Origin of the sequence: Lentzea sp. NPDC051208 (assembly GCF_040682435.1) — a bacterium.
GTDB lineage: Bacteria > Actinomycetota > Actinomycetes > Mycobacteriales > Pseudonocardiaceae > Lentzea > Lentzea kristufekii.
Genome location: NZ_JBFBAW010000024.1, coordinates 14,648 through 36,601 on the forward strand (window position 1 = coordinate 14,648; position 21,954 = coordinate 36,601).

General features: G+C 70.7%; 22 protein-coding genes. 14 read left to right on the forward strand and 8 right to left on the reverse strand.

Going from position 1 to position 21,954, the window contains the following annotated elements:
• On the forward strand, nucleotides 1-390 hold the full coding sequence (locus AB0M48_RS39145; protein ID WP_363852337.1) for a hypothetical protein: 390 nt from the start codon (nucleotides 1-3) through the stop codon (nucleotides 388-390).
• Here the strand turns inward: AB0M48_RS39145 and AB0M48_RS39150 are convergent.
• Nucleotides 374-847 carry a VOC family protein gene (locus tag AB0M48_RS39150; RefSeq protein ID WP_363852340.1) on the reverse strand — a complete coding sequence of 158 codons (474 nt, stop codon included), beginning with the start codon at nucleotides 845-847 and terminating at the stop codon, nucleotides 374-376. The genes AB0M48_RS39145 and AB0M48_RS39150 overlap by 17 nt on opposite strands.
• A gap of 82 nt (nucleotides 848-929) precedes the next feature.
• Between AB0M48_RS39150 and AB0M48_RS39155 the strand changes: the two genes are divergently transcribed.
• Nucleotides 930-1,883: a YafY family protein gene (locus AB0M48_RS39155; protein WP_363852343.1), complete on the forward strand. Its 954-nt coding sequence runs from the start codon at nucleotides 930-932 to the stop codon at nucleotides 1,881-1,883.
• 608 nt (nucleotides 1,884-2,491) lie between these two features.
• Here AB0M48_RS39155 and AB0M48_RS39160 read toward each other — a convergent pair.
• Complete coding sequence (locus AB0M48_RS39160) at nucleotides 2,492-2,971, reverse strand: DUF4262 domain-containing protein (RefSeq protein WP_363852346.1); 480 nt, start codon at nucleotides 2,969-2,971, stop codon at nucleotides 2,492-2,494.
• Between the two features lie 140 nt (nucleotides 2,972-3,111).
• Here AB0M48_RS39160 and AB0M48_RS39165 point away from each other — a divergent pair, with 140 nt between their 5' ends.
• The 5 genes from AB0M48_RS39165 (at nucleotide 3,112) to AB0M48_RS39185 (ending at nucleotide 8,831) form a co-directional block, all read left to right on the forward strand.
• On the forward strand, nucleotides 3,112-3,303 hold the full coding sequence (locus tag AB0M48_RS39165) for a hypothetical protein (RefSeq protein WP_363852349.1): 192 nt from the start codon (nucleotides 3,112-3,114) through the stop codon (nucleotides 3,301-3,303).
• Nucleotides 3,303-6,353, forward strand: coding sequence for a TIR domain-containing protein (locus AB0M48_RS39170; RefSeq protein ID WP_363852352.1), 3,051 nt, complete (start codon nucleotides 3,303-3,305; stop codon nucleotides 6,351-6,353). The genes AB0M48_RS39165 and AB0M48_RS39170 overlap by 1 nt, the downstream gene beginning before the upstream one ends.
• 119 nt (nucleotides 6,354-6,472) lie before the next feature.
• Nucleotides 6,473-6,946: a sigma-70 family RNA polymerase sigma factor gene (locus tag AB0M48_RS39175; RefSeq protein ID WP_363852355.1), complete on the forward strand. Its 474-nt coding sequence runs from the start codon at nucleotides 6,473-6,475 to the stop codon at nucleotides 6,944-6,946.
• Nucleotides 6,939-7,970 carry a hypothetical protein gene (locus AB0M48_RS39180; RefSeq protein ID WP_363852358.1) on the forward strand — a complete coding sequence of 344 codons (1,032 nt, stop codon included), beginning with the start codon at nucleotides 6,939-6,941 and terminating at the stop codon, nucleotides 7,968-7,970. The genes AB0M48_RS39175 and AB0M48_RS39180 overlap by 8 nt, the downstream gene beginning before the upstream one ends.
• A gap of 57 nt (nucleotides 7,971-8,027) precedes the next feature.
• Entirely contained in the window at nucleotides 8,028-8,831 is an 804-nt protein-coding gene (locus AB0M48_RS39185; RefSeq protein WP_363852361.1) for an SAM-dependent methyltransferase, read from the forward strand.
• On the opposite strand, the gene AB0M48_RS39190 is transcribed toward AB0M48_RS39185, so the two are convergent.
• Entirely contained in the window at nucleotides 8,828-10,441 is a 1,614-nt protein-coding gene (locus AB0M48_RS39190; protein WP_363852364.1) for a ricin-type beta-trefoil lectin domain protein, read from the reverse strand. The genes AB0M48_RS39185 and AB0M48_RS39190 overlap by 4 nt on opposite strands.
• Before the next feature lie 162 nt (nucleotides 10,442-10,603).
• Between AB0M48_RS39190 and AB0M48_RS39195 the strand changes: the two genes are divergently transcribed.
• The 7 genes from AB0M48_RS39195 to AB0M48_RS39225 all read left to right on the forward strand — a co-directional run bounded on the left by AB0M48_RS39195 (nucleotide 10,604) and on the right by AB0M48_RS39225 (nucleotide 18,819).
• Nucleotides 10,604-11,110 (forward strand): SigE family RNA polymerase sigma factor, encoded by a 507-nt coding sequence (locus AB0M48_RS39195; protein WP_363852367.1) that lies wholly within the window; start codon nucleotides 10,604-10,606, stop codon nucleotides 11,108-11,110.
• A complete protein-coding gene (locus AB0M48_RS39200; RefSeq protein ID WP_363852370.1) occupies nucleotides 11,107-12,036 on the forward strand; it encodes an LCP family protein in 930 nt (309 codons plus the stop codon). Before AB0M48_RS39195 ends, AB0M48_RS39200 begins: the two co-directional genes overlap by 4 nt.
• An 86-nt stretch (nucleotides 12,037-12,122) precedes the next feature.
• On the forward strand, nucleotides 12,123-14,882 hold the full coding sequence (locus AB0M48_RS39205) for an AAA family ATPase (RefSeq protein WP_363852373.1): 2,760 nt from the start codon (nucleotides 12,123-12,125) through the stop codon (nucleotides 14,880-14,882).
• 143 nt (nucleotides 14,883-15,025) lie between these two features.
• Nucleotides 15,026-15,949, forward strand: coding sequence for a hypothetical protein (locus AB0M48_RS39210; RefSeq protein WP_363852376.1), 924 nt, complete (start codon nucleotides 15,026-15,028; stop codon nucleotides 15,947-15,949).
• Between the two features lie 61 nt (nucleotides 15,950-16,010).
• Nucleotides 16,011-16,526 carry a TetR family transcriptional regulator gene (locus tag AB0M48_RS39215; RefSeq protein WP_363852379.1) on the forward strand — a complete coding sequence of 172 codons (516 nt, stop codon included), beginning with the start codon at nucleotides 16,011-16,013 and terminating at the stop codon, nucleotides 16,524-16,526.
• A gap of 49 nt (nucleotides 16,527-16,575) precedes the next feature.
• Nucleotides 16,576-17,652: a nucleotide disphospho-sugar-binding domain-containing protein gene (locus AB0M48_RS39220; RefSeq protein WP_363852382.1), complete on the forward strand. Its 1,077-nt coding sequence runs from the start codon at nucleotides 16,576-16,578 to the stop codon at nucleotides 17,650-17,652.
• A 21-nt stretch (nucleotides 17,653-17,673) separates the two neighbouring features.
• Nucleotides 17,674-18,819, forward strand: coding sequence for a glycosyltransferase (locus tag AB0M48_RS39225; RefSeq protein WP_363852385.1), 1,146 nt, complete (start codon nucleotides 17,674-17,676; stop codon nucleotides 18,817-18,819).
• 179 nt (nucleotides 18,820-18,998) lie between these two features.
• On the opposite strand, the gene AB0M48_RS39230 is transcribed toward AB0M48_RS39225, so the two are convergent.
• The 5 genes from AB0M48_RS39230 to AB0M48_RS39250 form a co-directional block, all read right to left on the reverse strand.
• Nucleotides 18,999-19,382 carry an STAS domain-containing protein gene (locus AB0M48_RS39230; RefSeq protein WP_363852388.1) on the reverse strand — a complete coding sequence of 128 codons (384 nt, stop codon included), beginning with the start codon at nucleotides 19,380-19,382 and terminating at the stop codon, nucleotides 18,999-19,001.
• Between the two features lie 102 nt (nucleotides 19,383-19,484).
• A complete protein-coding gene (locus AB0M48_RS39235) occupies nucleotides 19,485-19,853 on the reverse strand; it encodes a response regulator transcription factor (RefSeq protein ID WP_363852391.1) in 369 nt (122 codons plus the stop codon).
• Nucleotides 19,850-20,875: a PAS domain-containing sensor histidine kinase gene (locus tag AB0M48_RS39240; protein ID WP_363852394.1), complete on the reverse strand. Its 1,026-nt coding sequence runs from the start codon at nucleotides 20,873-20,875 to the stop codon at nucleotides 19,850-19,852. Before AB0M48_RS39240 ends, AB0M48_RS39235 begins: the two co-directional genes overlap by 4 nt.
• Nucleotides 20,876-20,891: 16 nt before the next feature.
• Nucleotides 20,892-21,263: an ATP-binding protein gene (locus AB0M48_RS39245; protein WP_363852397.1), complete on the reverse strand. Its 372-nt coding sequence runs from the start codon at nucleotides 21,261-21,263 to the stop codon at nucleotides 20,892-20,894.
• A 70-nt stretch (nucleotides 21,264-21,333) separates the two neighbouring features.
• On the reverse strand, nucleotides 21,334-21,954 hold the full coding sequence (locus AB0M48_RS39250) for a response regulator transcription factor (RefSeq protein ID WP_363852399.1): 621 nt from the start codon (nucleotides 21,952-21,954) through the stop codon (nucleotides 21,334-21,336).

Sequence of the window (21,954 nt, forward strand, 5' to 3'; positions counted from 1 at the left end):
GTGTACTGCCTGCAAGCCGCCATCGCGCGCGCCGGCGTGCTCGCGAGCGATCTCGTCGTTCCGCTGGCGCAGGACCTGGTGCTGCTGCCGCTGTTCGACGTGCCGGACAGCGGGCAGCTGGCGGAGTGGTCGTCGCGAGGGCCGGTCGCGGTCGTGGACGCGGAGTACTTCGGCGGCACGGGTTCGCAGCGGGCCGAGGTGTGGGATCAGGGCCGCAGGGTGCTCGGGCCGTTGGTGCGGGAGGAGGACGACCCGGCGCCGGACGTCTCGCCCATCTCGCAGGCACTTCGGTGGCTCGGTGTCGTGAAGGGCGAGCACCACGACGAGTTCGACGCCGTGGGGCTCGGCCGGCACCGCGTCACCGCGGACTGGGTCACGTACGCGGGGTGAAGTCCGCGCTCTGCACGTAGTTCATGGCCTCGACGAACTTCGGGTCCGCCATCCTGGCGTTCATTTCGTCCGCGGTGGGCTCGGCGACCCGCTGGTGCAGCCACCACAGGTTCCCGAACGGGTCGGCGAACCGGCTGACCCGATCTCCCCAGAACAGTTCGGTGGGCTCGGTGACGATCCGGCTGCCGAGCTTCACCGCTCGCTGGAGCGTGGCCTCGTCGTCGGCGACGTAGAGGCGCAGGAACGCGGGTGTGGGCTGCCAGTTCGGCTGGTCGAACAGCATCACGACCGAGTCGCCGATGCGGACCTCCGCGTGGCCGATCTCCGGTGCCTCGCCGACGCGACCTAGTTCGGTCGCGTCGAACACCTCCGTGATGAAGTCGATCAGCTCGGCCGTCCTGCCACGGCTGATCAGCCACGGCGTCACGGTGTGGTAGCCCTCGGGCACGATGTTCATCCGGTCTCCCCTTTGCTCGTCGGGACCACCGTATGACCGATGTAGGACAATCGCAGTCCTACTTCTCGACTACGTTCGTGGCATGAGTGATGCGGCCCGGTTGTTGCGCCTGCTGTCGTTGTTGCAGACACCGCGCGAGTGGCCGGGCAGCGAGCTCGCGGCACGGCTGGAGGTCACGCCGCGCACCGTGCGGCGCGACATCGACCGGCTGCGCGACCTCGGCTATCCCGTCGAGGCGTCGATGGGCGTGCTCGGCGGGTACCGGCTCGGCGCAGGCGCGGCGATGCCGCCGTTGCTGCTCGACGACGAGGAGGCCGTGGCCATCGCGGTCGGCCTGCGCACCGCCGCCCGGCAACCGGTGGCGGGCATCGCCGAGGCGTCGTTGCGCGCCCTGGCGAAGCTGCAGCAGGTGCTGCCGTCCCGGCTGGCCCGGCGCGTCTCCTCGCTCACGTCGGCCACCGCGCCCGCCCCGGCCTCGTACGCCGCGCTGGTCGATCCCGGCCAGCTGACCGTGCTCGCCGGCGCGGTCGCCGCCCGCGAACGGGTGCGGTTCGCCTACGTCGCCCACGAGAACGTGGTGTCGAAACGGCACGTGGAGCCCATTCAGTTGGTAGCGCTCGGCCGGCGCTGGTACCTCCTCGCTTTCGACGTGGACCGTGACGACTGGCGGATCTTCCGGCTGGACCGCGTCTCAGCCGCGCAGGCCACCGGGGCCCGCTTCACACCTCGTATGCCGCCCGGCGGGGACGCGACGGAGTTCGTGACGCGGAAGATGTACGACTCGGCGCCGACCTACCGGGCCCGCGCCACCCTGCGGCTGCCCTTGGAACTGGCACGGGCACGGCTGGCGGACTTCGCCGGCGACCTGACCGCCGTCGACGACTGGTCGTGTTCCTGGCACAGCGTCGAGGACACGATCGACTACCTCGCGTTCCGCCTGACCCTGCTGGGGTGCGACTTCGTGGTGCACGGGCCCGATGAACTGGTGGAGCACCTGCGGGGGCTGGGTGAGCGGATCAACCGGGCGGTCGGCTGAGCCCTCCGCGCCGGTGGGGCCGCGTGGATGGGACTGCGGCGCCGGACGGTCGGCTGAGCCGTTCCCACCGGTGAGCCGCGTGGCTAGGACTGCGGCGCCGGGCGGTGGGCTGAGCCCCTTACGCCGGTAGGGCCACGTGGCTACGGCGCCGGACGGTGGGCTGAGCCCCCTACGCCGGTAGGGCCACGTGACTGGGAACTGCGGCGCCGGGCGGTTGGCTGAGTCCTCCGCGCCGGTAGGGGCCACGTGGCTGGGGACTGCGGCGCCGTGGGCCGAGCCTCTGCCCCGGCTGGTGCTGCGCGGCTGACGAGCTGCCGCGCCGCGCGGTGGGCTGAGTCTGCGCGCCGGCTGGTGCTGCGTGGCTGAAGGGCTGCGGCGCCTGTGAGCCGGGAAGCTGCGTTGGCGGCAGGTGGCGGGCGGCAGGCCCGCGGCACGAACCGCGCCCGCCGAGCCGTGACGCCGCCTCGCACCGGCACACGCTGCGTGCGGCCGACAGACGACCGCACCCGAGAACCAGAAGCCGCGCAGGCGGCAGGCGGTACCCACGGCACGAATCGAGCTCGACGAGCGGAGCCACCACGCCTCCCCGCACCACCGGACGGCGCAGCTCACCCGTCCGGCGGCCCCGCTCTCACCCCCAGCACCGGCTGGCCGCCCACCACCCCCTCGTAGGAGCTGTCCCAGGGCCAGCGCCCGGACTCGTCGGCGTGCACGAACTGCAGGGCCTTGATGCCCTCCCCGTACAGCCGCGCGGACACCAGCAGGTGGGCCCAGGGGCGCGCCACGCGGACGACCTCCAGCAGCGGGCCGCCGGGCACGGTGATGCGGTGGCCGGGCGCGGGCAGGCAGCTGTGGACCAGGTGTTCGGCCATGTCGTCCAGCAGGCGGCCCGCTTCCAGCACGGCCATGCCCGTCACGACCAGCTCCGGGAGGCCGCGCGGGGTCAGGCCGACGGTGTACGCCCAGGGTGGGTGGGCTCGGTCCCGTTCGATCGCCTGCACCGCCCAGCCCCGCACGTCGATGCAGCGGCGCAGGGTGGCCAGGTGTTCTTCCATTCGGCCGGCGGGGTGGTCGCAGTCCCAGCACATGGCGGTCTCCTCGGATCGGTGGTGGATCCAGTGTGCCGAGGAGCACCGACAAGATCGTTTGAGCAGTTCGTTGACAGAAAGTGGACAAACGATCTGTGGGCCGTCTGGATCGTTAATCTGCGACGCACGGAGGATCGTGCATGCGCCAACGAACGCTTCTCATCGCGTTGGTCGCGGCTGTGTTCGTCGCGGCCGCGGGCAGCGTGGTCACCACGGCGGCCGCGCACTCGCCGTCCCGATCAGACGGAGCAATGGGCGGGATCGACACCGGCTATACCGGCTACGGACCGGCCACAAAGGACAGCGGCAGCACTCGGAGCTGCGGGAACTGATGCTTTTCGAACCCGGCACCCCACTCGCGGACGCGGTCAAGGCCGCCAGGTCCGCCGCACTGCGCGGCAACGTCCTCGGCGTCGACCTCGCCTACGCGAGGGCCGCGAAGATCAGCCCGGCCGTCGCCCACGACCACTGCGCGACGCTGCTCAACCTCGGCGCCATCACCAGGGCCGCGCAACGCTGCGACGAGTACCTGAGCACGGGCAACGACACCACGCTGAGAATCCTCCGGACCCAGATCCGCAGTGCCGCAACGGATCACGTCGCGGCCGAACGGGACGTGCGCGAGCTGCGGAAGCTGAAACTCACCGAACTGGAACAGGCGAGGCTCGCCCGAGTCGCCGCGCTGGCCGCCGCGGACCGCTACGACTACCCCACCGCGGAAAGCGAGCTCGACGCCGCCGAACGCCACTTCCGCCGCGCCGGGCGCCCCGAGCACCTGGAGCACATCGGCAGGGACCGGCTGCTGCTGGACGTGCGCAGGGGCACCCGCGTCTCGAAGCTGCGCGACCGGACTCCCCGCACGCCGGCCGAGTTCCTGCAACGCGCCGCCGCCCTGCGCCGGGAGGTCTGGTACGAGGAAGCGCTGGCGGTGATGACGAGATGCGTCACCAGCTACCAGATCGAACCCGCGCTGAGGTTCGCCGTCCTGTACGAGCTCACCGTGCTGCTCGTCATGACCAGGCAGGCGGGCACGGCCCGCAGGCTCTTCCCGCTGCTCGCCGCCGCGGCCGGTCCTGAGGTGATCTCCCAGCTCCCCGACGCCACCCAGGCGCTCCGGCCGGAACGCCGGCTCACCCACGTGCGCCGCCTGATCGCCCGGGACGAGCTGCTCAAGGCCGAAGGCATGCTGGGCGAGGGGAACTCGCCGCTGTGGCACCTGACCGCCGCCGAACTCGCCTACGCGCAGGGCAGGCTCGAACAGGCCGCGCGGCACTTCGAGATCGCGAGCCGGGCGGGCCACGCCGAGCTCACCGCGCTGGCGCTGCGCAAACTCGGTGACACGTTCGCCGACGCGGGCCACGAGGAGCTCGCGGCCCGGCACTGGGCCGAGTCGCACCGCGTCGAGGAGGACCTCGCGGACCACCGGGACAGCCCCAGCGTCAAGCTGCGGATGCTGCGCGCGGCCCCGGACGTGCGGGACGGCCGGGTGCGCGCCGCGGCCCGCCGGGCCGCGCGTGAGGGTCCCAAAGCGTTGGCAGGCCTGGTGGTCGCCGTCGAGGCGGCCCGGGCCGGACCAGGCCCCGCCGAGGCCGGACCGCGCGCACTCCCGGGCTTCACCGACCTCGCAGCGGCCAGGCGCTGGCTCGCCGGGACGACGAGGCACCTGCCGAAGGACCAGGTCGTCTGGATGATGCACGCGACGCCGGACCAGCTCCACCACGTGCTCGTCGGCCGCAGGACCACGCACGTGACGACCTCCGTCCACATCGGCGACCTCACCGACACGATCCGCCGGCTCAAGGCCTGGAAACCCAAGTACGACAGGGCGATCCTCGGCGCACTGCTCGCCGAGCTGGCCGGCCTGATCGGGCTGGAGGACATCGTCGCCGCCCTGCCGCCCAAGACCACCAGGCTCGTCGTCGTGGCGGGCGGTGTCCTCGCGGACGTCCCGCTGGCGGGCCTGCCCGTCCCCGGCACGAACCTCTTCCTCGGCATGACCCACGCGCTGTCCAGCCTGCCGTGCCTGTCCGCACTGCGTCCGCGGCAACGCAGCGCCCGCAAGCAGAGGGGCGACGAGGCTGCCGTCTGCGAGGAAGCCTCGGAGCTGCGGCGAACTCTCGAAGAGGGCCGCTCCCACCGCATCCGCATCGACGCCCAGGCCGCACACGACCGCATGAACCCCGACCAGTCGTGGCTGCAGTTCGCCGACGAACGGGTGTCCGTGGAAGCGCTGGAAAAGATGGACTTCAGCGCGTGCGGCACGGTCGTGCTCGGCGCCTGCGATTCCGGCATCGTCCGCGCGGTCACGGCCGCGGGGCCAGGAGCGGTCGTCGCCGCCCGCTGGCAGGCGGAGGACACGGCCGCGCGGAAGGTGCTCGACGCGTTCGACCGCAACCTGACGAAGCTTCCCCGAGATCGCGCCCTGCAGCACGCACTGGTCGAGGTCGCCGATCGGCACCCGGCGGACTGGGCGTGCTGGTCCCTGCACGGCGACGCGGGCTTCCAGACCTCAGCGGGCCCGCTGCGCAGAAGACTCAGGAAGAACGGAGACCCCGTGCCGCTCGAAACCCGTCCCAAGGTGTTCCTGTCGTTCGCCGGCAAGGACCGCGCGCACGCCGAGCAACTCCGTGCCGAACTGGAGTCCCGCAACGTCAACGCCTACCTGGCCGAGGACGAGAGCACACCCGGTGACACCGCTGCCACCTCGATCGACGAGGCACTGGCCACCTCCGACTACCACGTCCTGCTGTGGTCGGCGAACACCCCGCGACGCGAGCCCGCTGCGGAGTGGACGGCGGCGTTCACCCGGGAGATGACGCGCCGCCGCGCCTTCCTGTTCATCGTGCGGCTGGACGAGGAGCCGCTGCCGCCCCTTCTCGCGCCCCGCAAGCACATCGACCTCGTGGACGCCGCCGACCGCCTCGTCGCTACCTGGCGCTCCGACCGCAAGTCGGAGCTTCCCGTGTTCCCGCAACCGGTCCCGCCGAAGCCGGACGGACCGACCGTCGCGATCTCGGTGCGCAGCCACGACCTGGGCACCACGCACGTCGTGATGACCCCGCTGCACCTCACCGGTGCCTCGTTGTACCGGGCGGTGTTCGCCGCGATGCAGCTGCCGACCGAGCAGATCACGTTCGACGGCACGATCGGGATGCGGTTCTCCTACGAGCTCTACCACCAGAACGAGCCGATCCCGGACGACGAGTCCACTGTGGAACTGACCTCGGACGTCGTGGACATCGCCGTGCGCGTCGAGTCGTTCGGCAAAAGCAGCTCCCCGAGCGGCCGGGAGTACCGCCAGGACGACGAGCTGGACGAGGGCGTGGACGTCGACCAACAGCGCATGCTGCTCGTCGCCGCCTTCCGCCACCTGCTCCCCTAAGGCCTCCGATCGGGTGAATTCCCTTCCCGCTGTCAGCCTTCGCTGGTTTCAACGCCTGTAACCGGTGAAGGTCGCCCGAGGGCGGTTAACGACATGTGCGGACGCTGAAGGGAAGGCCGTTGAGCGCACCGGATCAGGGCTACGCGGAGTTCTTCCGCGAGTGCCTGCCCGTGGTCACCAGGACGCTGACGGCTCTGAGCGGCGACAATCGCGCGGTAGAGGACATAGCGCAGGACGCCATGCTGATCGCACAGCACCGGTGGAGCGACATCCACGCGTACGACAAGCCCGAGGCGTGGGTGCTCAAGGTCGCCATACGGCTCATGCGGCGGTGGCAGCAGCGGTACGCAAGGGAAACGCCGCTGGCCGAGGTGCCCGAGGTCGTTCAGCCGGCGCACGACGTGGAAGCGCTGCACGCGGCGTTGCGCGAACTCTCCCCCAGGCACCGCGAGACCGTGGCGCTGCACCACCTGCTCGGTTACTCGGTCAGCGAGATCGCCGCGGTGCTCGTGGTCGGCGAGTCGACCGTGCGCACGCACCTCACCCGCGGCCGTGCCGAGCTGCGACGAATCCTCGGAGGCACTGATGAGTGAGCTGCTGGCCCAGTTCGAGCTCGACGACGCCGTCGAGCACCAGTACCGCCTGGGAGAGGCCGCGGAACGGGCCGGTCGCCTGCGCGAGGCGGCCGTGCACTTCCGGGTCGCCGCCGACCAACGCCTCGGTGACGCCGCCGTGCGGCTGGCGCACGTCCTGTTCGCGCTCGGCGAGGAAGCCGAGGCGGCGCAGTGGTGCACGGCCGCCGTGGCGGACGGGTTCCCCGAGGCCGAGGAGCTGGTCAGGGAGAACTCCGAGGCGCGGCAACGGTTCCTGGAGCACGCCGCCCGGATCACGGTCGGCGCGCCCACGTTCGACTGGCTACCGCCCGCGATGCCGTCCCGCCGCATCTCCCCCGAAGCGATCGCGGCGCGCACTCAGGCGTTGCGCACGCTGGACCGGCGTTACGGCGGCATCGCCTGCCACAGCGCGGTTCTGGAGCACCTCGCCGCCGTCGAACCGATGATCGTCGTGGACGACACCTCGTGGACCGCCGTCGCCGAGGTCCACGAACTGGCCGGCTGGACGGCGTTCGACAGCGGCCAGCCCGGCACGGCCCTGCCGCACTTCGCGAAGGCGCTGACGCTGGCGCGGCAGGCGGAGAACGAGGCGCTCATCGCGTCCGTGCTGACCCGCGCGGGCCGGATGTTCCTGCACCACAACGCTCCCGACGACGCGCTGAAGGCGTTCCAGCTCGGTTTCGTGGCGGCGCACAACGCCTGGGCCGACCGGCGCGCGCTGAACGATCCCGCGCAGGCCGTCGCCGCTCTCACCACCAAGGTCAGCGCGTACGGCGAAGGCCGGGCGCGCACCCTGACGTTGACGGCGCTGGCCCGCAACCATCTCGCCCTGGGCGACCTCCCCGCGGCCACCGAGTTCGCGCAGGAAGCCGTGCAGTCGGCCAGGAACCTCCGTTCCGCACGCGCGGACGACCACCTGCGCTGGCTCGACCAGGAAGCACGGGCAGCCGGCGCATTGCTGCTGGCAGAGCACGTTTCGACGCGTTTCGCGCGTTCTGGCTGACGCTGTCACCGGTCCTGGCCGTTACACGCGTGCACGCGTTCGAGTAGGTTCTGCGTCATGGCCGAGCCGTTCTCCTGGGTCCCCGCCGGAATCAACACGGACGTGCCCAGCGCGGCACGCGTGTACGACTTCCTGCTGGGAGGTGGCCACAACTTCGCGTCGGACCGCATGGTCGGCGACAAGGTGCTGCAGATCCTGCGCGAAGGCCGTGCGATCGCCGCGTCGAACCGCTCGTTCATGCGCCGTGCCGTCCTGCTGATGATGGAGCAGGGCATCACGCAGTTCCTCGACCTCGGCTCGGGCATTCCCACGGTCGGCAACGTTCACGAGATCGTGCAGCAGGAAAACCCCGACGCACGAGTCGTGTATGTGGACTACGACGAGGTGGCGGTCTCGCACAGCCAGCTCATCCTGGAGGGCAACGACAACGCGGGTGTCGTGCAGGCGGACATGTGCCGCCCGGACGACGTCCTGTCCGACCCGGTCGTGAAGGACCTGATCGACTTCTCGAAGCCCGTCGGCCTGCTCATGATCGCCGTGCTGCACTTCGTCTCGGACGAGAAGGGCCCCGCCGAGGTGGTCGCCCGCTACCGCGACGCCGTGCCCGAGGGCAGCCTCGTCGCCCTGTCGCACCTCACCGCCGACTTCAAGCCGGACGAGATGGGCGCCGTCGTCGAGGCCATGAAGCACAGCCGCGACCCGATGTACTTCCGCTCGCGCACGGAGTTCGAGCCCATGTTCGCGGGCCTGGAGATCCTCCAGCCGGGCGTCGTCCCGGCGCCGAACTGGCACCCGGAACTCGGCCCGGCCGGAGAAGGCGGTCCGGAGGACGTCTACGTGGGAATCGGACGCAAGATCTAGCGGAACCTCCAGGCCTGGGCCGCGGAACCGTTGCAGCTCCAGATGTTCAGGTGCGTGCCGGGCGTGGTCGACGCACCAGGGTTGTCCAGGCACAACCCCGACTGCGGGTTGTGCACGGAGCCGTCCGACCGCACGCGCCATTGCTGCGCGCCCGTGCCGTTGCACTCCCACAGCTGGACGCTCGTGCCGTTGGTGGTGCCGCTGTTGTTGACGTCGAGGCACTTGCCGGCGATGGCGATGGTGCCGTCGGCGACGACGCGCCACTTCTGCGCGTAGGTGTTGTTGCAGTCCCAGATCTGGACCGGGTTGCCGTTGGCGGTGCCGCCGTTGTCGTTGTCCAGGCAGAGGCTCGGGGCGGCCGACAGCGCGACGGAGCCGGCGCCGGACGGGTGGCGTTCGGCCGGCAGTGACGGCGTGTTGAGGTGGTAGAAGTCGACGGCCAGGTAGTTCGGGGTCTTGCGGGCCGCGGGTTCGCAGAAGCGCTGGGCCCGGTTGACGAGCTTGGAGTTGTCCGTGGCGACGGTGCCCTGCATCGGGACGTCGCGGAAGTGGTTCATCACGAACAGCGGGCGGAAGGCGGTTTCCGTTGCGGTGAGCGGCTTGTCTGCCCAGCGGGAGTAGCAGGACCAGTCGGAGGCGCCGGTGCCGGAACCCATCGACCAGTAGTTCTCGACGGTCCAGTCCTTCTGGTAGAGCACGCCGGAGTTCTCGCGGCCGTCCCGACCGTGGTCGGTGAAGATGAGCAAACGCTTGCCGGACGCCCTCATCTGCGACAACGTCGGCCAGCCGTTCTCCCGGACGCCCTCGGCGCGGAACAGCACGTCGTGGAGGCCCTGCACGCGGGCGAGTTCGTTGCGCAGGACGTCGGCCGAGACGTAGTCCTCCAGGAAGACCGTGACGATCTCGGTGGGGCGTGCCTTCAGGAAGTCGACGATGCGCTGGACGTCGACGTTCAACGCCACCGGCCTGCTGACGGCCGTGCAGCTGTTGTGGCAGAGGATCGCGCCGTCGGGGGTCTGGTGGATGTCGAGCATGAAGCCGCGGACGCCGTCGTTGAGCTGCTGCACGATGCCGCGTGACTGGTTCGGGGCGATGTTGGCGAACATGAACCCGCCGTCGACGCCGTTCGCGTAGGCGTTGTGGGCGGTCAGGAACGTCATCTCGTCCAGGCGCGGGTCTGCCGGGGCCTGGACGCGGACCGGGCTGACCGGGGTGAGGAACCACGTGTCGGCACCGGTGCCGACGCGGATCTGGCCGGTGCCGGACGCGATCAGGTAGCGGTCGGCGCCGGGGTCCTTGAAGCGGTACCTGTCCTGGTCGTCGAGGAGCCCGGCCCACCGGGCGTCGGGGCTGGAGCAGCTGACCATCTGGGCAGCGTCGCCGACCCGGCCCAGGCACAGGCCACCCTCGGCCAGCGTGCTGCCGTTCCAGGAGAACTGCTGGCGGTCCTCGTTGCCCCTGGGGCGGTGCTGGACCGCGGACGAGCCGGAGACGGCGGCGTTCTGGCCGGTCACGGCGCTTTGCAGGTAGTAGTTGCCGTTGGGAGCGGCCGCCGCGTCCACGGGGACGAGCAGCAGCGACAACAGCGCGAGTGCAGGGATGATGCGCATGAGGTGAAGGCTCGACCATGGACGTGAACATGAAAAGACTTCACGTCGAAATCCGCCCAAACCGAGACATCTGTGGCCCGGGCCACAAAACCCGATGCAGCGGATCGAGCGGCGAAGGGGGTTTCCCACACCGCAAACGACCACCGACGAGAAGGGGGCGGCGTGGGGTTCGACCAGTTCGTCGCTGACCGGCTGGACCGGCTGTTGGGGTACGCCACAGCCATCACCTGCGACAAACACCTGGCGCAGGACATCGTTCAAAACGTGCTCATGCGCGCACAGGGCAAGTGGGAGCGCATCGGAGCGATGGACGCGCCCTATCTCTACGTGAAGCGCATGGTGACCAACGACTACCTGTCGTGGCGGCACCGCAGGGCCGCGCGGGAGATCGCCGTGGAACGCGGTGAGCTCGCAAGGCACGTGCCGTCGATGGCCGATCCGGCTGACGCACACGCCGAACGCGAGGCCATGCGCGCACGGATCGCCATCCTGCCGCGCAAGCAGCGCGCCGCGCTGGTGCTGCGGTTCTACGAAGACTGCAGCGACGCGGAGATCGCACAGGTGCTCGGCTGCGCGGAATCGACTGTGCGCAGCCAACTCTCTCGCGCGCTGCAAACGCTGCGCACTCACGAACTTGCCCGGTCCGCCACCCTGGGGGTGCACTCATGAACGACCTGATCCGCCAGGCCATCGCCGCTGAGGCCGAGGAGCGCGTCGACTCCCGGACCGTGCTGGCCGATCTGCACAAGGCCAGGAAGCGCAAGCCGCTGGGGCTGATCGTCGGCGTCGCGGCGCTGACCGCGGCCGCCGCGGCCGCCGCCGTGGTCATCCCGGCGACGATCAAGAAGACCGAGGCAACGCCACCGGCGGCGTCGGCGCCGCAGGAAACGCAGAACGTGCTCCTCATCGGTCTCGACGACCACAACCTCACCGACGCGCTGATGCTCGCGCGGTTCCAGGCGGACGGGGCGGCGGTCTCGGTGGTGTCGCTGCCACGCGACGTCCTCGTGGACGGCCAGAAGATCAACAGCCTGTACGCCCAGGCCCCCGGGAAGCTGACCGCGGCCGTCGAGAAGACGACCGGGACGAAGGTCGACCACTACGCCGCCGTGAAGATGTCCGCGATCGGCCACATCTCGGAACTCTTCGGCGGCATCGCGGTGTGCCTGAAGGCGCCGTCGAACGACCCGATCACCAAGGCCGCCTTCCCGGCCGGCAGGCAGGTGCTCCAGGGCGCCCAGGCGCTCGCCTTCCTGCGCCAGCGCCACGGCCTGGAGAACGGCGACCTGGACCGGACCAAGCGGCAGCAGGCGGTTCTCGTCGATCTGGCCTCGAAGATCACCAAGGACAACGCGCTCGCGGTCGCCCGCGGGATCAGCGGGTCGATCAGCGTGGACGAGGGCTGGGACCTGCTGGGGTTCGCGCAGCGGTTCACGGGTCCGCCGGCGATCAGCGTGACGACCTTGCCGGTCGACGCCCCCGTCGAGCGGGAGACCGGATTCGGGTTCGAGGTCGACACCGCCAAGGCCAGGGCGTTCGTCGACAAGGCCCTGACCGAGGGCGATCGCTCCACCGAAGCCGGGTGCGTCCGCTGACGATCACTCCAATGGAGCATCAAGTCGCCCTTCTGCGCGGCCGATGATCTGCATGTGGCGCGCGAGACGGCCGCTACGATCAATTCGTGCGCGAACCACTTGAACGTGACTCCGAGATCGCGCACATTCGTGAAGCTCTGGACGCAGCCACCCGTGGTGAGGGTCGTGTCGTCCTCATCGAGGGCCGTGCGGGCATCGGCAAGACCAGGCTCGTGCACGAGTGCCGCGGGCTGGCCAAAGAGCGTGGGTTCGGTCGGTTGCAGGCTGTCGGCGACGCCATGGAGAGCGCGATGGCGTGGGGCGTCGTCCGGCAGATGGTCGAGCGGTCGGTGTCGCGGTACTCCGGCGAGCTGCGCGAGAAGATCCTCGCCGGGCCGTCCGGGGCGGCGCTGAAGGCCCTGGACGACGCCGCGCTCGACCCGAGCCAGGCCGAGCTGGCCCGCACGCTGCACTCGCTGTGGTGGGTCGCGGTGGACCTCTCGTCCACCCGGCCGCTGCTGATCACGGTGGACGACGCGCACTGGGCGGACCACTCGTCGCTGCAGTTCCTCGTCTACCTGTCGCGCCGGATCGCGGACCTGCCGATCGCGCTGGTCGTCGCGACCAGGCCGCCGACGGACAACTCCGGGCCGCTCGCGCAGCTCAGCGTGTCCGCCGACCGGTTGCTGCCGCGTCCGCTCACCACGGAGGCGCTCAGCGCACTGGTCGGCGGGCACCCCGAGGTGATCACCGCCCTGCACGCGGCCAGCGGCGGGAACCCGTTCCTGTCCGGCGTCCTGGTCGACGAACTCGCGGCGCTCGGCCTGCCGCTGGACGACGCCGCGACGGCCGGGAAGGTCGGCACGCTCGGCCCCAGCACCGTCTTCCGCGCCACGCTGGGAAGGCTGCCCGCCGAGGCGGTGGCCCTCGCGGGCGCGGTCGCCGTGCTCGGCACGCACGCCGATCCGTGGCAGGCCGCGGAACTGGCGGAGGTCACCGATCTCCCGGCCGCCGTCGAGGCGTTGACGGCGGCGAACGTACTGGTCACCGGTGAGCACCTCGAGTTCGTGCATCCCGTTGTGCGCGAGGCGGTGCTGACCGGTCTCGGGCCGATCGCGCGCGCCTCGCTGCACGCGCGCGCCGCGAAGTCGTTGCAGGAGTCGCACGCACCGGCTGATCGGGTGGCCGCACACCTCGTGCACGCTCCCAAGGGGACGTTGCCGAACGCCGCGGACGTGCTGAGGAAGGCCGCGGCGACGTTGCTCGCGGCCGGCGACCCGCGCACCGCCGCGGGACATCTGACGCGAGCGGTGGACGAGCGGCCCACCGACGCCGGGCTGCGTGCGGAACTGGGGCGCGCGTTGCTGCGGCTCGGCGACGCGGTCAACGCACACCGGCACCTGAAGGCCGCCGCGCAAGGACTCCCGGACGCCGAACTGGTGGCGGCCGCGGCCTCGGCGACGGCCGCGCTGGAAGGTCCTGCCGCGGCGATCGCCGAACTCGAGGAAGCCATCGAAGCCCGCCCGGACGGCGAGTCGCGCCTGCACCTGGAGGCACGGCTGGCGGTGTTCCGCTCGTTCCTCCCCGACCAGCGCCAGATCGCGTCCGCGCACCTCAGCGGCTACGCCGGCCTCGCGGGCAGTACCCCGGACGAACGCACGTTGCTCGGCCTGCTCGCCCAGATGGGCCGTTACGAGGTGTGGCCGCACGATGAGGTCGCCGCGACGGCCACGCGCGCGCTCGCGAACGGTGCGTACCTGGACGACGCGACGGGCAGCACGGACGCGATGGTCGCGTGGCTCGTGGCGTTGCTCGCGCTGATGGCGGCGGACGGCGTCGGCACCGCGCGGCGCGAGATCGAGCGGGCCCGGTCGAAGGTGCGGGCCCACGGGTCGCCGATCGAGTTCGCGATGGTGGCGAACGCGTCGCTGTTCCTGAACTGGCGCTGCGGCAACATGCGGGCCGTCGAGGCGGAGGCCGAGGGCGCGCTGGCCGCGGTCGCGCACGAGGACCCGGTGTCCGAGGTGATCAGCCTCCGCGCCACCTCGACGCACTTCGCGGTCTACGCGGCGCTCGAACGAGGCGACGTCGCGGCCGCGTCCGCGTTCATCGGCGCGTTCGACGGTGCGCACGCCGAGGCCCGGCTGACCATGCCGATGATCTGGTTGCACGAGGTACGCGCACTGATCGCACTGGCCGAGGGCGACGCACGGCGCGCGATGTCCGAGGCCTACCGCCAGCGCGACGCGATGCACCAGGTGCACGTCGATCCGCCCACGGTCCCGTGGCGCGCTCCGGCCACTCGCGCCGCGTTGCTGCTCAACCAGCAGGAGCTCGCGCTGGAACTGGCCGCCGAGCAGGTGGAGGTCGCTCGCAAGTGGGGTGCGGCCACCGAGGTCGGCGCGGCTCTGCGGTTGCTCTCCAACGCCGATCCGGACGCGCGGCTGGAGCTGCTGACCGAGTCCGTGACGGTGCTGGAGGGCTCACCTGCACGCCTGGAACTCGCCCGCTCCCTGGTCGACCTGGGTGAGGCCCTCAGGGTGGCCCGGCGGCGGACCGATGCGCGGGAACCGTTGCACAGGGCGATCGAACTGGCGGGCGACTGCGGTTCGACGGTGCTGCAGACCCGCGCGGTCGAGGCGTTGGAGGCCCTCGGCGACCGGCCACGACGGCAGATCGTGCTGGGGGCGGAGGCGCTGACGGCGTCCGAACGGCGAGTGGCCGACCTGGCGGCGACGGGCCGGGCCAACAGGGAGATCGCGCAGGAGCTGTTCGTGACGCCCAAGACCGTCGAGAACCACCTCGGCCGGATCTACACGAAGCTGGGAATCGCAGGTCGCAGGGATCTCGCACGAGTCCTCGCCTGAGACGGAGCGGCGTGGGGGTGTCCCTGATACACCCATCTTTTCCGCCAAAGGGTTGAGGGATCTCCCCTCATGCCCTTGGGGGTCCGCCTCGGCGAATCTTGTGTCACCGCAGGGGAACACAAGATCTCGAAGGGGACACCGAAATGATCCGCAACGCTCTGATCGCCGCCGCCGCCCTGACCGCCGTCGTCGCTCCCGCCACCGCGGTGGCCGACCCGATCATCGGCACGCCGCCCCCGTGCGTCGGTGCGTCCGACCTGGCGGGTGCCGACTTCAACGTCAAGAAGTGCGGCGTCAGCGACGTGGATCAGCACCGCGCCGGCTTCGAGAACAACGGCGGCGCCTACTGCGGCCCCGCGTCGCTCTACAACGTCCTGCACTACTGGGGTCATGAGAAGGACGCCCCGGTCGGCTGGCTGACCACCAAGGTCGGCAACCTCAACCCGAAGGACCCGGCCGACTTCGGCATCATCACCAACTCGATCGGGCGCATCGGCGTCGACGCGCAGTACACCAGCGACGGCACCAACCTCACCAACCTGCGCAAGGCCTGGGACATCGCCACCAAGCCCGCCCGCGACGCCGGCTGGACCACGTCCACGGGCGTGGTGAGCACCAACGACCACCCGGACTTCGCCGGTGACCTCGCGAAGAAGCTCAACGAGGGCCCGCTGCAGCTCGTGTACGGCCGCTACGGGGCCGGCCCCGCGACGGGTTCGTTGCAGCGCGGCGGTGGCCACATCGTCACCGTCGTGTCCGCGACCGGCTCGTTCCACGGCAACACGATGAAGCTGAAGCTGGCCGACCCGGGCCGTGCGGCCGACAGCGGCCAGGGCGACTACCTCTACACGCAGTCCGCCTACGAGTCGCTCGACGTCACCCTGACCAAGAGGACCTTCAAGGAGTACGTCCCGGTCAAGGACGACGAGAACACCCGCCAGGACGAGTCGCTGGAGCCGGGAACCTACCGCTGGGTGACGCGCTGGGAGCTCGACGGCCCGCGCTACGTCAGCGAGACCAACCGTCACATGGTCGAGGGCTTCAACTGGTTCGACATGGCCAAGTAGTCGCCGGTTTCCGGGGCCGCATCCCTTCAGGGGTGCGGCCCTTTGGTCATAGCCTGGTTCCATGCACAGCCGCGATCGGGAACGCACCCGCCGCCGGTTGCTGGACGCCGCGTTGGTCGAGTTCGCCGCCTACGGGATCGCCGGGGCGCGGATGGAACGCATCGCGCGCATCGCCCGGTGCTCCGCGGGCCTCGCCTACAACTACTACGGCGGCAAGGACGAGCTGTTCGACGCCGTGCAGTCGGAGGTGGTGGGCGCGGCCGTGGTGGAGTTCGACGCCCGCGACCTGCCCGGCTACGCGGCCCGGATGTACGACCTGCAGCACCGGCACCCGGAGTTCGCGCGGCTCGCGACCTGGCAACGGCTGGAGCGGCGCGGGTCGGTCAGCCGGGTGGCCGAGGTCGAGGCGATCCGGTCCGCGCAGGAGGCCGGGGTCGTGTCGTCGCGGTTCTCGGCGGAGCAGGTGTTGCAGCTGGTGCTGGCGGTGGCGTCGATGTGGTCGAACGGCACGTGCTCGAACCACCTGGAGCGGCGGCGGTGCGTCGAGGAGGCCGTGCGGCGGCTGGTGGAGCCGTAGACCGGTCTGACGGCCTGATCAACTCCGCGCGTGTGGTTAACCTGGATCTATGCGTGTTCTTGTGGTCGCCGCTCCCCTCCTGGGTCACGTCTTCCCGCTGATGCCGCTGGCCCTGGCGTTGCGCGACGCGGGTCACGAGGTCGTGGTCGCGACCGGCGGCGAGGCGCTGCGGGTCCGCGATTCCGGCCTGCGGGTCGAGGACGTCGTGCCGTCGAGCGTCCGCTTCGGACCGATCGCGCTGCGCATCATGCTCACGCATCCGATGGTGGCCAAGAGGGAGTTGCGGGGCAGCGGCCGTCTCGACTTCGTGTCGCGGATGTTCGGCACGGTCGGCGACGCGATGACCGAGCCCCTGCGGGCGTTCGCTCGCGGGTGGCGCCCGGACGTCGTGGTGCACGAACCGCTCGCGGCCGCCGGGTCGGCGCTGGGGGTGCCGTCGATCGTCCACGACGTGTCGCTGTTCGACGGGCTGGAGCTGACGGCCGCGGTCGGGGCGCGGATGAAGGCCGAGGTGCGTTCTCCCGCAACGGTTCTGCGCACCGCGCCGCCGTCGCTCGCGGAGTTCCCCGGTGGCGAGCGGATGCGGTTCGCGCCGTACAGCGGTGACGGTGAGGTGCCGCAGTGGCTCGCGGAGCCGTCCGGGACGCCGCGCATCCTGGTCAGCCGCAGCACCGCGCCCGGTCCTGGTGCCGGGCGGATGATGGCGGCCGTGGTCAGGGCGGCCGGGCAGGTGGACGCCGAGTTCGTGCTGGTCCGGCCGGACCGGGCGAAGGGTCTTCCGAGCAACGTCCGGACGGTCGGGTGGGTGCCGCTGCCGCGGGTGCTGCCGTTCTGCGACGGGATCGTGCACCACGGCGGGGCGGGCACGGTGCTCGGCTCGCTCGCGGCCGGGGTGCCTCAGCTCGTCGAGCCCGGACCCGGCGACCGGACCGTGCACGCGACGGCGATCACCGGGCGCGGGGCCGGGCTGCGGGCCGAGCCGCGTGAGGTCACGGCGGCGCTGCTCACCCGGCTGATCGAGGACTCGAAGCTGCAGCGGGCGGCCGGTGAGGTGCGCGCCGAGATCGCCGCGATGCCGTCACCCAACGACGTGGCTGAACGGTGGGAAAGTCTCCCGATGCAATAGAACAGCACCTAATCTGACCGAGTGCGCATTCTCTTCTCGAGCTTAGGCTCACACGGACACGTTTACCCGATACTTCCGCTCGCGATCGCCGCGCGAGCGCAAGGACATGACGTTCTCTACGCCGTCGACTCAGGATTCCACGCGACCGTGGAAAAGCTCGGGTTCACGGTGGTCGACGCGGGCATCAGCATCTGGGACGCGTTCCGCCAGGCGAACGCACTGCACGGCACGGCCGAGTTCCGCCGGGACATGCTGCGCCAGACCGCCGTGGACGCCTTCGGGTCCGTGCTGCCCAGGGCCTTCGTGAACGATCTCGAACCGGTGCTCGAGCGGGACAAGCCCGACCTCGTGGTCTTCGAGCTCATCAACCCCGGCGCGGGCCTCGCCGCCCTGCGCGCCGGGATTCCGGCGGTCTGCCACGGGTTCGGCAAGATGGACGAGAACCTCATTCCGGAGGCGATGAGCAACCTCCTTCTGGAGTACGTCGCCGAACTCGGTATCACCTTGCCGAATGGGCACCATTACGGACTCGGATCGACTTATCTCGACGTCTTCCCGCCTTCTTTACAGGATCTTGACCATCTCGCGAGCGTGGATCGAATTCCGATGCGACCGGTTCCGTTCGCCGAACCGGGCGATTTGCCCGATTGGGTCGTGGAGCACGAGAGGCCGCTGGTCTACCTGACGTTCGGCACCGCGTTCTCGAACCCGGACGTGCTGCGCACCGCGATCGCCGGGGTGTCCGGCGTCGACGCCGAGGTGCTGGTCGCGACCGGGCCGCAGGTCGACCCGTCCGTGCTGACCGACGTGCCGGGCAACGTGCACGTGCTCCCGTGGGTGCCCCAGGCGGATCTGCTCGCGCACGCAGATCTCGTCGTGCACCACGGTGGCGCCGGCACCACGGTCGCCGCGATGACGCACGGCCTGCCGCAGCTCGTGCTGCCGCAGGGTGCCGACCAGTTCCGCAATGCCGAGATCGTCGCGGACACCGGGCTGGGCGCCCAGCTCGTCGGCGAGGACTTCACTTCGGACGCGGTGCAGGAGGTCGCGCGGAAATTGTTGCGGGACAACGACGTGCGTGCCGCGAACGCCGGCATCGCAGCGGAGATCGCCGCCATGCCGTCCCCGGACGACGTGGTGCCGAAGCTGGCCGAGCTGGCCGGCTGAGGACGTGCGGACCGGGGCTAGGCCCGGTCCTGCGGGTCCGTTCGATGAGAGTCACGGTCGAGAGACCCGGAGGCGGTGCCGCCGCAATGCCCTCATACCGGGCGTATTCGGGCCTTGCGGCGGGGCCGCCTCCGGGGCCCTCGGCCGCGACTATCGCGGACGGACCTGCAGGACAGGGCCTACTCGCTGGGCACCGGTTTGAGCGCCGACACCGCCTCTTCTACGGAGTCGTACAGCGAGAGGACGTCGGCCACACCCGTGACCTGCAGCGGCCTCCTGACGGCGCGCTGCGGCGCGACGATGTGGAGCTTCTTGCCCTGTTCCTCGGCCAGCTCGTGGGCCGAGATCAACGTGGAGATGCCGGTGGAGCCGAAGAAGGTGACCAGCGTGAGATCGGCGATCAGAGCGGGTCCCTCGGAGACGAATCCCAGACGAACTGCGTCGAGCACGTCGTCGGCGGTGTCGACGTCGATCTCACCTTCGACCGCGACGACCATCAGCCCGGCCACCTCGGTGGCACGCACTGTGAGCAGCGGTGATTCCTTGAACTGATCTTCGTTCACCAGCACTCCCCGGTGGCCGAAGCGCATGAGACTCTGACTCCGAGCACGCTGCTGAACCCGGCTACATCCCCGACGTTACGGCCGTTGCTTCCCCACCACAACCTACCCGCCTCCCAACCTCCGGACGGCGGCGACCAGTTCGGTGTTGCGCACGCCCTTGGCCAGGTAGTCCGTGACGCCTGCGCGGCGCATCTCGTCGACGGCGCCCGCGTCGGCGTAGGCGGAGAAAGCCAGGATGCGCGTGCCGGGCGCACGCTGCAGGATCTCGGTGGCCGCGAGCGAGCCACCGCCGAACGGCATCCGCACGTCGAGCACGACCACCGTCGGCGAGTGCCGTTCGGCCAGCTCGACGGCCTCGCGGGCGTCCGCGGCGACCGCCACCACCTCGAGGTCCGGCTCGTCGTCGAGCACGTCGCGCAGGACGTCCCTGATCAGGGGATCGTCGTCGGCGATGAGCACCCGGACGATCATGACCGCACGTCCGGGAGCCAGAACTCGACGACGGTGCCCCCGCTCTCCTGCCCGATCACGGTGCACCACCCACCGGCGGCCTCCGCCCGTTCCCGCATCTCGATCAGTCCGAAGTGACCCGCGTTCGGATCGAGGCCGGGCAGCCCGACGCCGTCGTCCACCACCCGTACCAGGAACCCGTGGTCCACCGTGGACAGCTCGAGCACGACGGACGAGGCACGCGCGTGCTTGCGGACGTTGGTGAGCGCCTCCTGGCAGATGCGGAAGATCGTGATGGCGGCGTCGGCTCCCGGCTCCCGTTCGAGCGAGTAGCGGATCTCGCCCACCACGGCGGTGTCGGCGAGGTACGCGGCCAGCGAGTCCCTCAGCCCGTGGCGCTCGATGCCGGGCGGGCGGACGCGGAACACCAGGTTGCGCAGCCTGCTGATGGCGGCGCGGACCGCGCCGTCGAGCTGGTCCACGGTCCGGCGGTGCTCGGCGGGCAGCTTGCCGGCGAGCAGCTGCAGCCGCATGTCGACCGCGACCATGGCCTGGATGGTGTCGTCGTGGACGTCCCACGCGATGCGCTGCCGTTCCTGTTCCTGCGCCTCGACCAGGTGGGCGAGCAGCCGGCGCCGGTCGGTGAGCTGCTGCTCGGCGCGCCGCCGTTCGGTCATGTCGCGGGTGACCTTGCCGAACCCGCGCAGCTCACCGCTGTCGTCGTAGAGCGCCGTGATGATCACGTTCGCCCAGAACCGGGTGCCGTCCTTGCGCACCCGCCAGCCCTCGTCCTCGATCGCGCCGTCGGCCCTCGCGACCCGCAGCTCCCACTCCGGCTTGCCGGACTGGACGTCCTCCGGCGGGTAGAACGTCGAGAAGTGCCGCCCGATGATCTCCTCGGCGGCGTAGCCCTTGATGCGCGCGGCTCCGGCGTTCCAGCTCACGATGTGGCCGCCGGGGTCGAGCGCGAAGATCGCGTAGTCGCGGACGCCCTGCACGAGCAGCCGGAAGAGGTCGTCCTCGCGGGAGGCGTCCGGGGGCACGGGCCCATCATGGCGGCTACGCCGTCAGCTGACACCAGACGACTTTCTGGCCGGCACGTTCGAGCACGCCCCAGCTCTCACCGAGAACGGCGACGAGCTGGAGGCCCCAGCCTGGCGATCGTGGTTCGGCGTGGGCGGCCGCGTCGTCCGCGACCTCGACCAGCATCTGCTGCTCGCCGCCGGAGATGTGCACCACGGGGCGGCCGCTGCCGTGGCAGACCGCGTCGGTGGTGAGTTCGTTGACGACCAGGACGACGTCCTCGTGGTGGCCGCGGTAACCACACCTCTGCGCGGCCCTGCGGGCGAAGTCGCGGGCGAGAGCCACACCACCGCGCCGGTCGTTCTCCGGCAGGGAGAACACGGCTTCGATGAGCGAGCTTCTGGCCACAGGACCACACTGCTCCTGAGGCGCCGCTTCGTGCAGATGCAACCGCTCCAGGTCGTCTGGTGCAGATGCATCAGTCGAGCAGGCCCTCGCGGCGGGCGATCGACACCGCTTCGAGCTTCGAGGACGCGCCGAGCTTGTCGAGCACGTGCTGCACGTGGTTGCGCGCGGTGTTGCGGGCGACGCCGAGCCGCGTCGAGATCTCGTCGGTGCTCGCACCCTCCGCGAGCAGCGACAACGTCTCCCGCTCGCGTGCGGTGAGCGTGGCGCCGGTGGCGCTGACGCGCCCGGTCAGCCGGTCGAGCACGCCCGCGAGCAGCTTCGGGTCGAACACGACCTCGCCCGCCGCGACCCTGCGGACGGCCTCGACCAGGTCGTCCAGCCGTGCCGACTTGAGGATCAGGCCCGCGCCACCGGCCTCGGCGACGCGCGCGGCGACCGACGCCGTGGCCTCACCGGTGAGCACCAGCACCTTGGCGCCGATCCCGACGAACTGCCCGATCAGCGCGGTGCCGTCGCCGTCCGGCAGCCGGCGGTCGAGGAGGACGACGTCGGGCTCGCCGCGGCTCGCCTCCGCGAGCGCGGCCGCGACGGTGGACGCGCGGGCGACCACCTCGATCCCGGCGCGTTCCAGCGCCAGGCCGATCGCCTCGGCGACCATGTCGTGGTCCTCCACGAGAACCACTCGGGTCAT

Coding starts and splice junctions, on each gene's coding strand:
- AB0M48_RS39160 (WP_363852346.1), bottom strand. CDS start 2,971: ATGTGCTGGGACTGCGACCACCCCGCCGGCCGAATGGAAGAACACCTG.
- AB0M48_RS39190 (WP_363852364.1), bottom strand. CDS start 10,441: ATGCGCATCATCCCTGCACTCGCGCTGTTGTCGCTGCTGCTCGTCCCC.
- AB0M48_RS39185 (WP_363852361.1), top strand. CDS start 8,028: ATGGCCGAGCCGTTCTCCTGGGTCCCCGCCGGAATCAACACGGACGTG.
- AB0M48_RS39150 (WP_363852340.1), bottom strand. CDS start 847: ATGAACATCGTGCCCGAGGGCTACCACACCGTGACGCCGTGGCTGATC.
- AB0M48_RS39215 (WP_363852379.1), top strand. CDS start 16,011: ATGCACAGCCGCGATCGGGAACGCACCCGCCGCCGGTTGCTGGACGCC.
- AB0M48_RS39220 (WP_363852382.1), top strand. CDS start 16,576: ATGCGTGTTCTTGTGGTCGCCGCTCCCCTCCTGGGTCACGTCTTCCCG.
- AB0M48_RS39210 (WP_363852376.1), top strand. CDS start 15,026: ATGATCCGCAACGCTCTGATCGCCGCCGCCGCCCTGACCGCCGTCGTC.
- AB0M48_RS39180 (WP_363852358.1), top strand. CDS start 6,939: ATGAGTGAGCTGCTGGCCCAGTTCGAGCTCGACGACGCCGTCGAGCAC.
- AB0M48_RS39170 (WP_363852352.1), top strand. CDS start 3,303: ATGCTTTTCGAACCCGGCACCCCACTCGCGGACGCGGTCAAGGCCGCC.
- AB0M48_RS39155 (WP_363852343.1), top strand. CDS start 930: ATGAGTGATGCGGCCCGGTTGTTGCGCCTGCTGTCGTTGTTGCAGACA.
- AB0M48_RS39250 (WP_363852399.1), bottom strand. CDS start 21,954: ATGACCCGAGTGGTTCTCGTGGAGGACCACGACATGGTCGCCGAGGCG.
- AB0M48_RS39165 (WP_363852349.1), top strand. CDS start 3,112: ATGCGCCAACGAACGCTTCTCATCGCGTTGGTCGCGGCTGTGTTCGTC.
- AB0M48_RS39200 (WP_363852370.1), top strand. CDS start 11,107: ATGAACGACCTGATCCGCCAGGCCATCGCCGCTGAGGCCGAGGAGCGC.
- AB0M48_RS39235 (WP_363852391.1), bottom strand. CDS start 19,853: ATGATCGTCCGGGTGCTCATCGCCGACGACGATCCCCTGATCAGGGAC.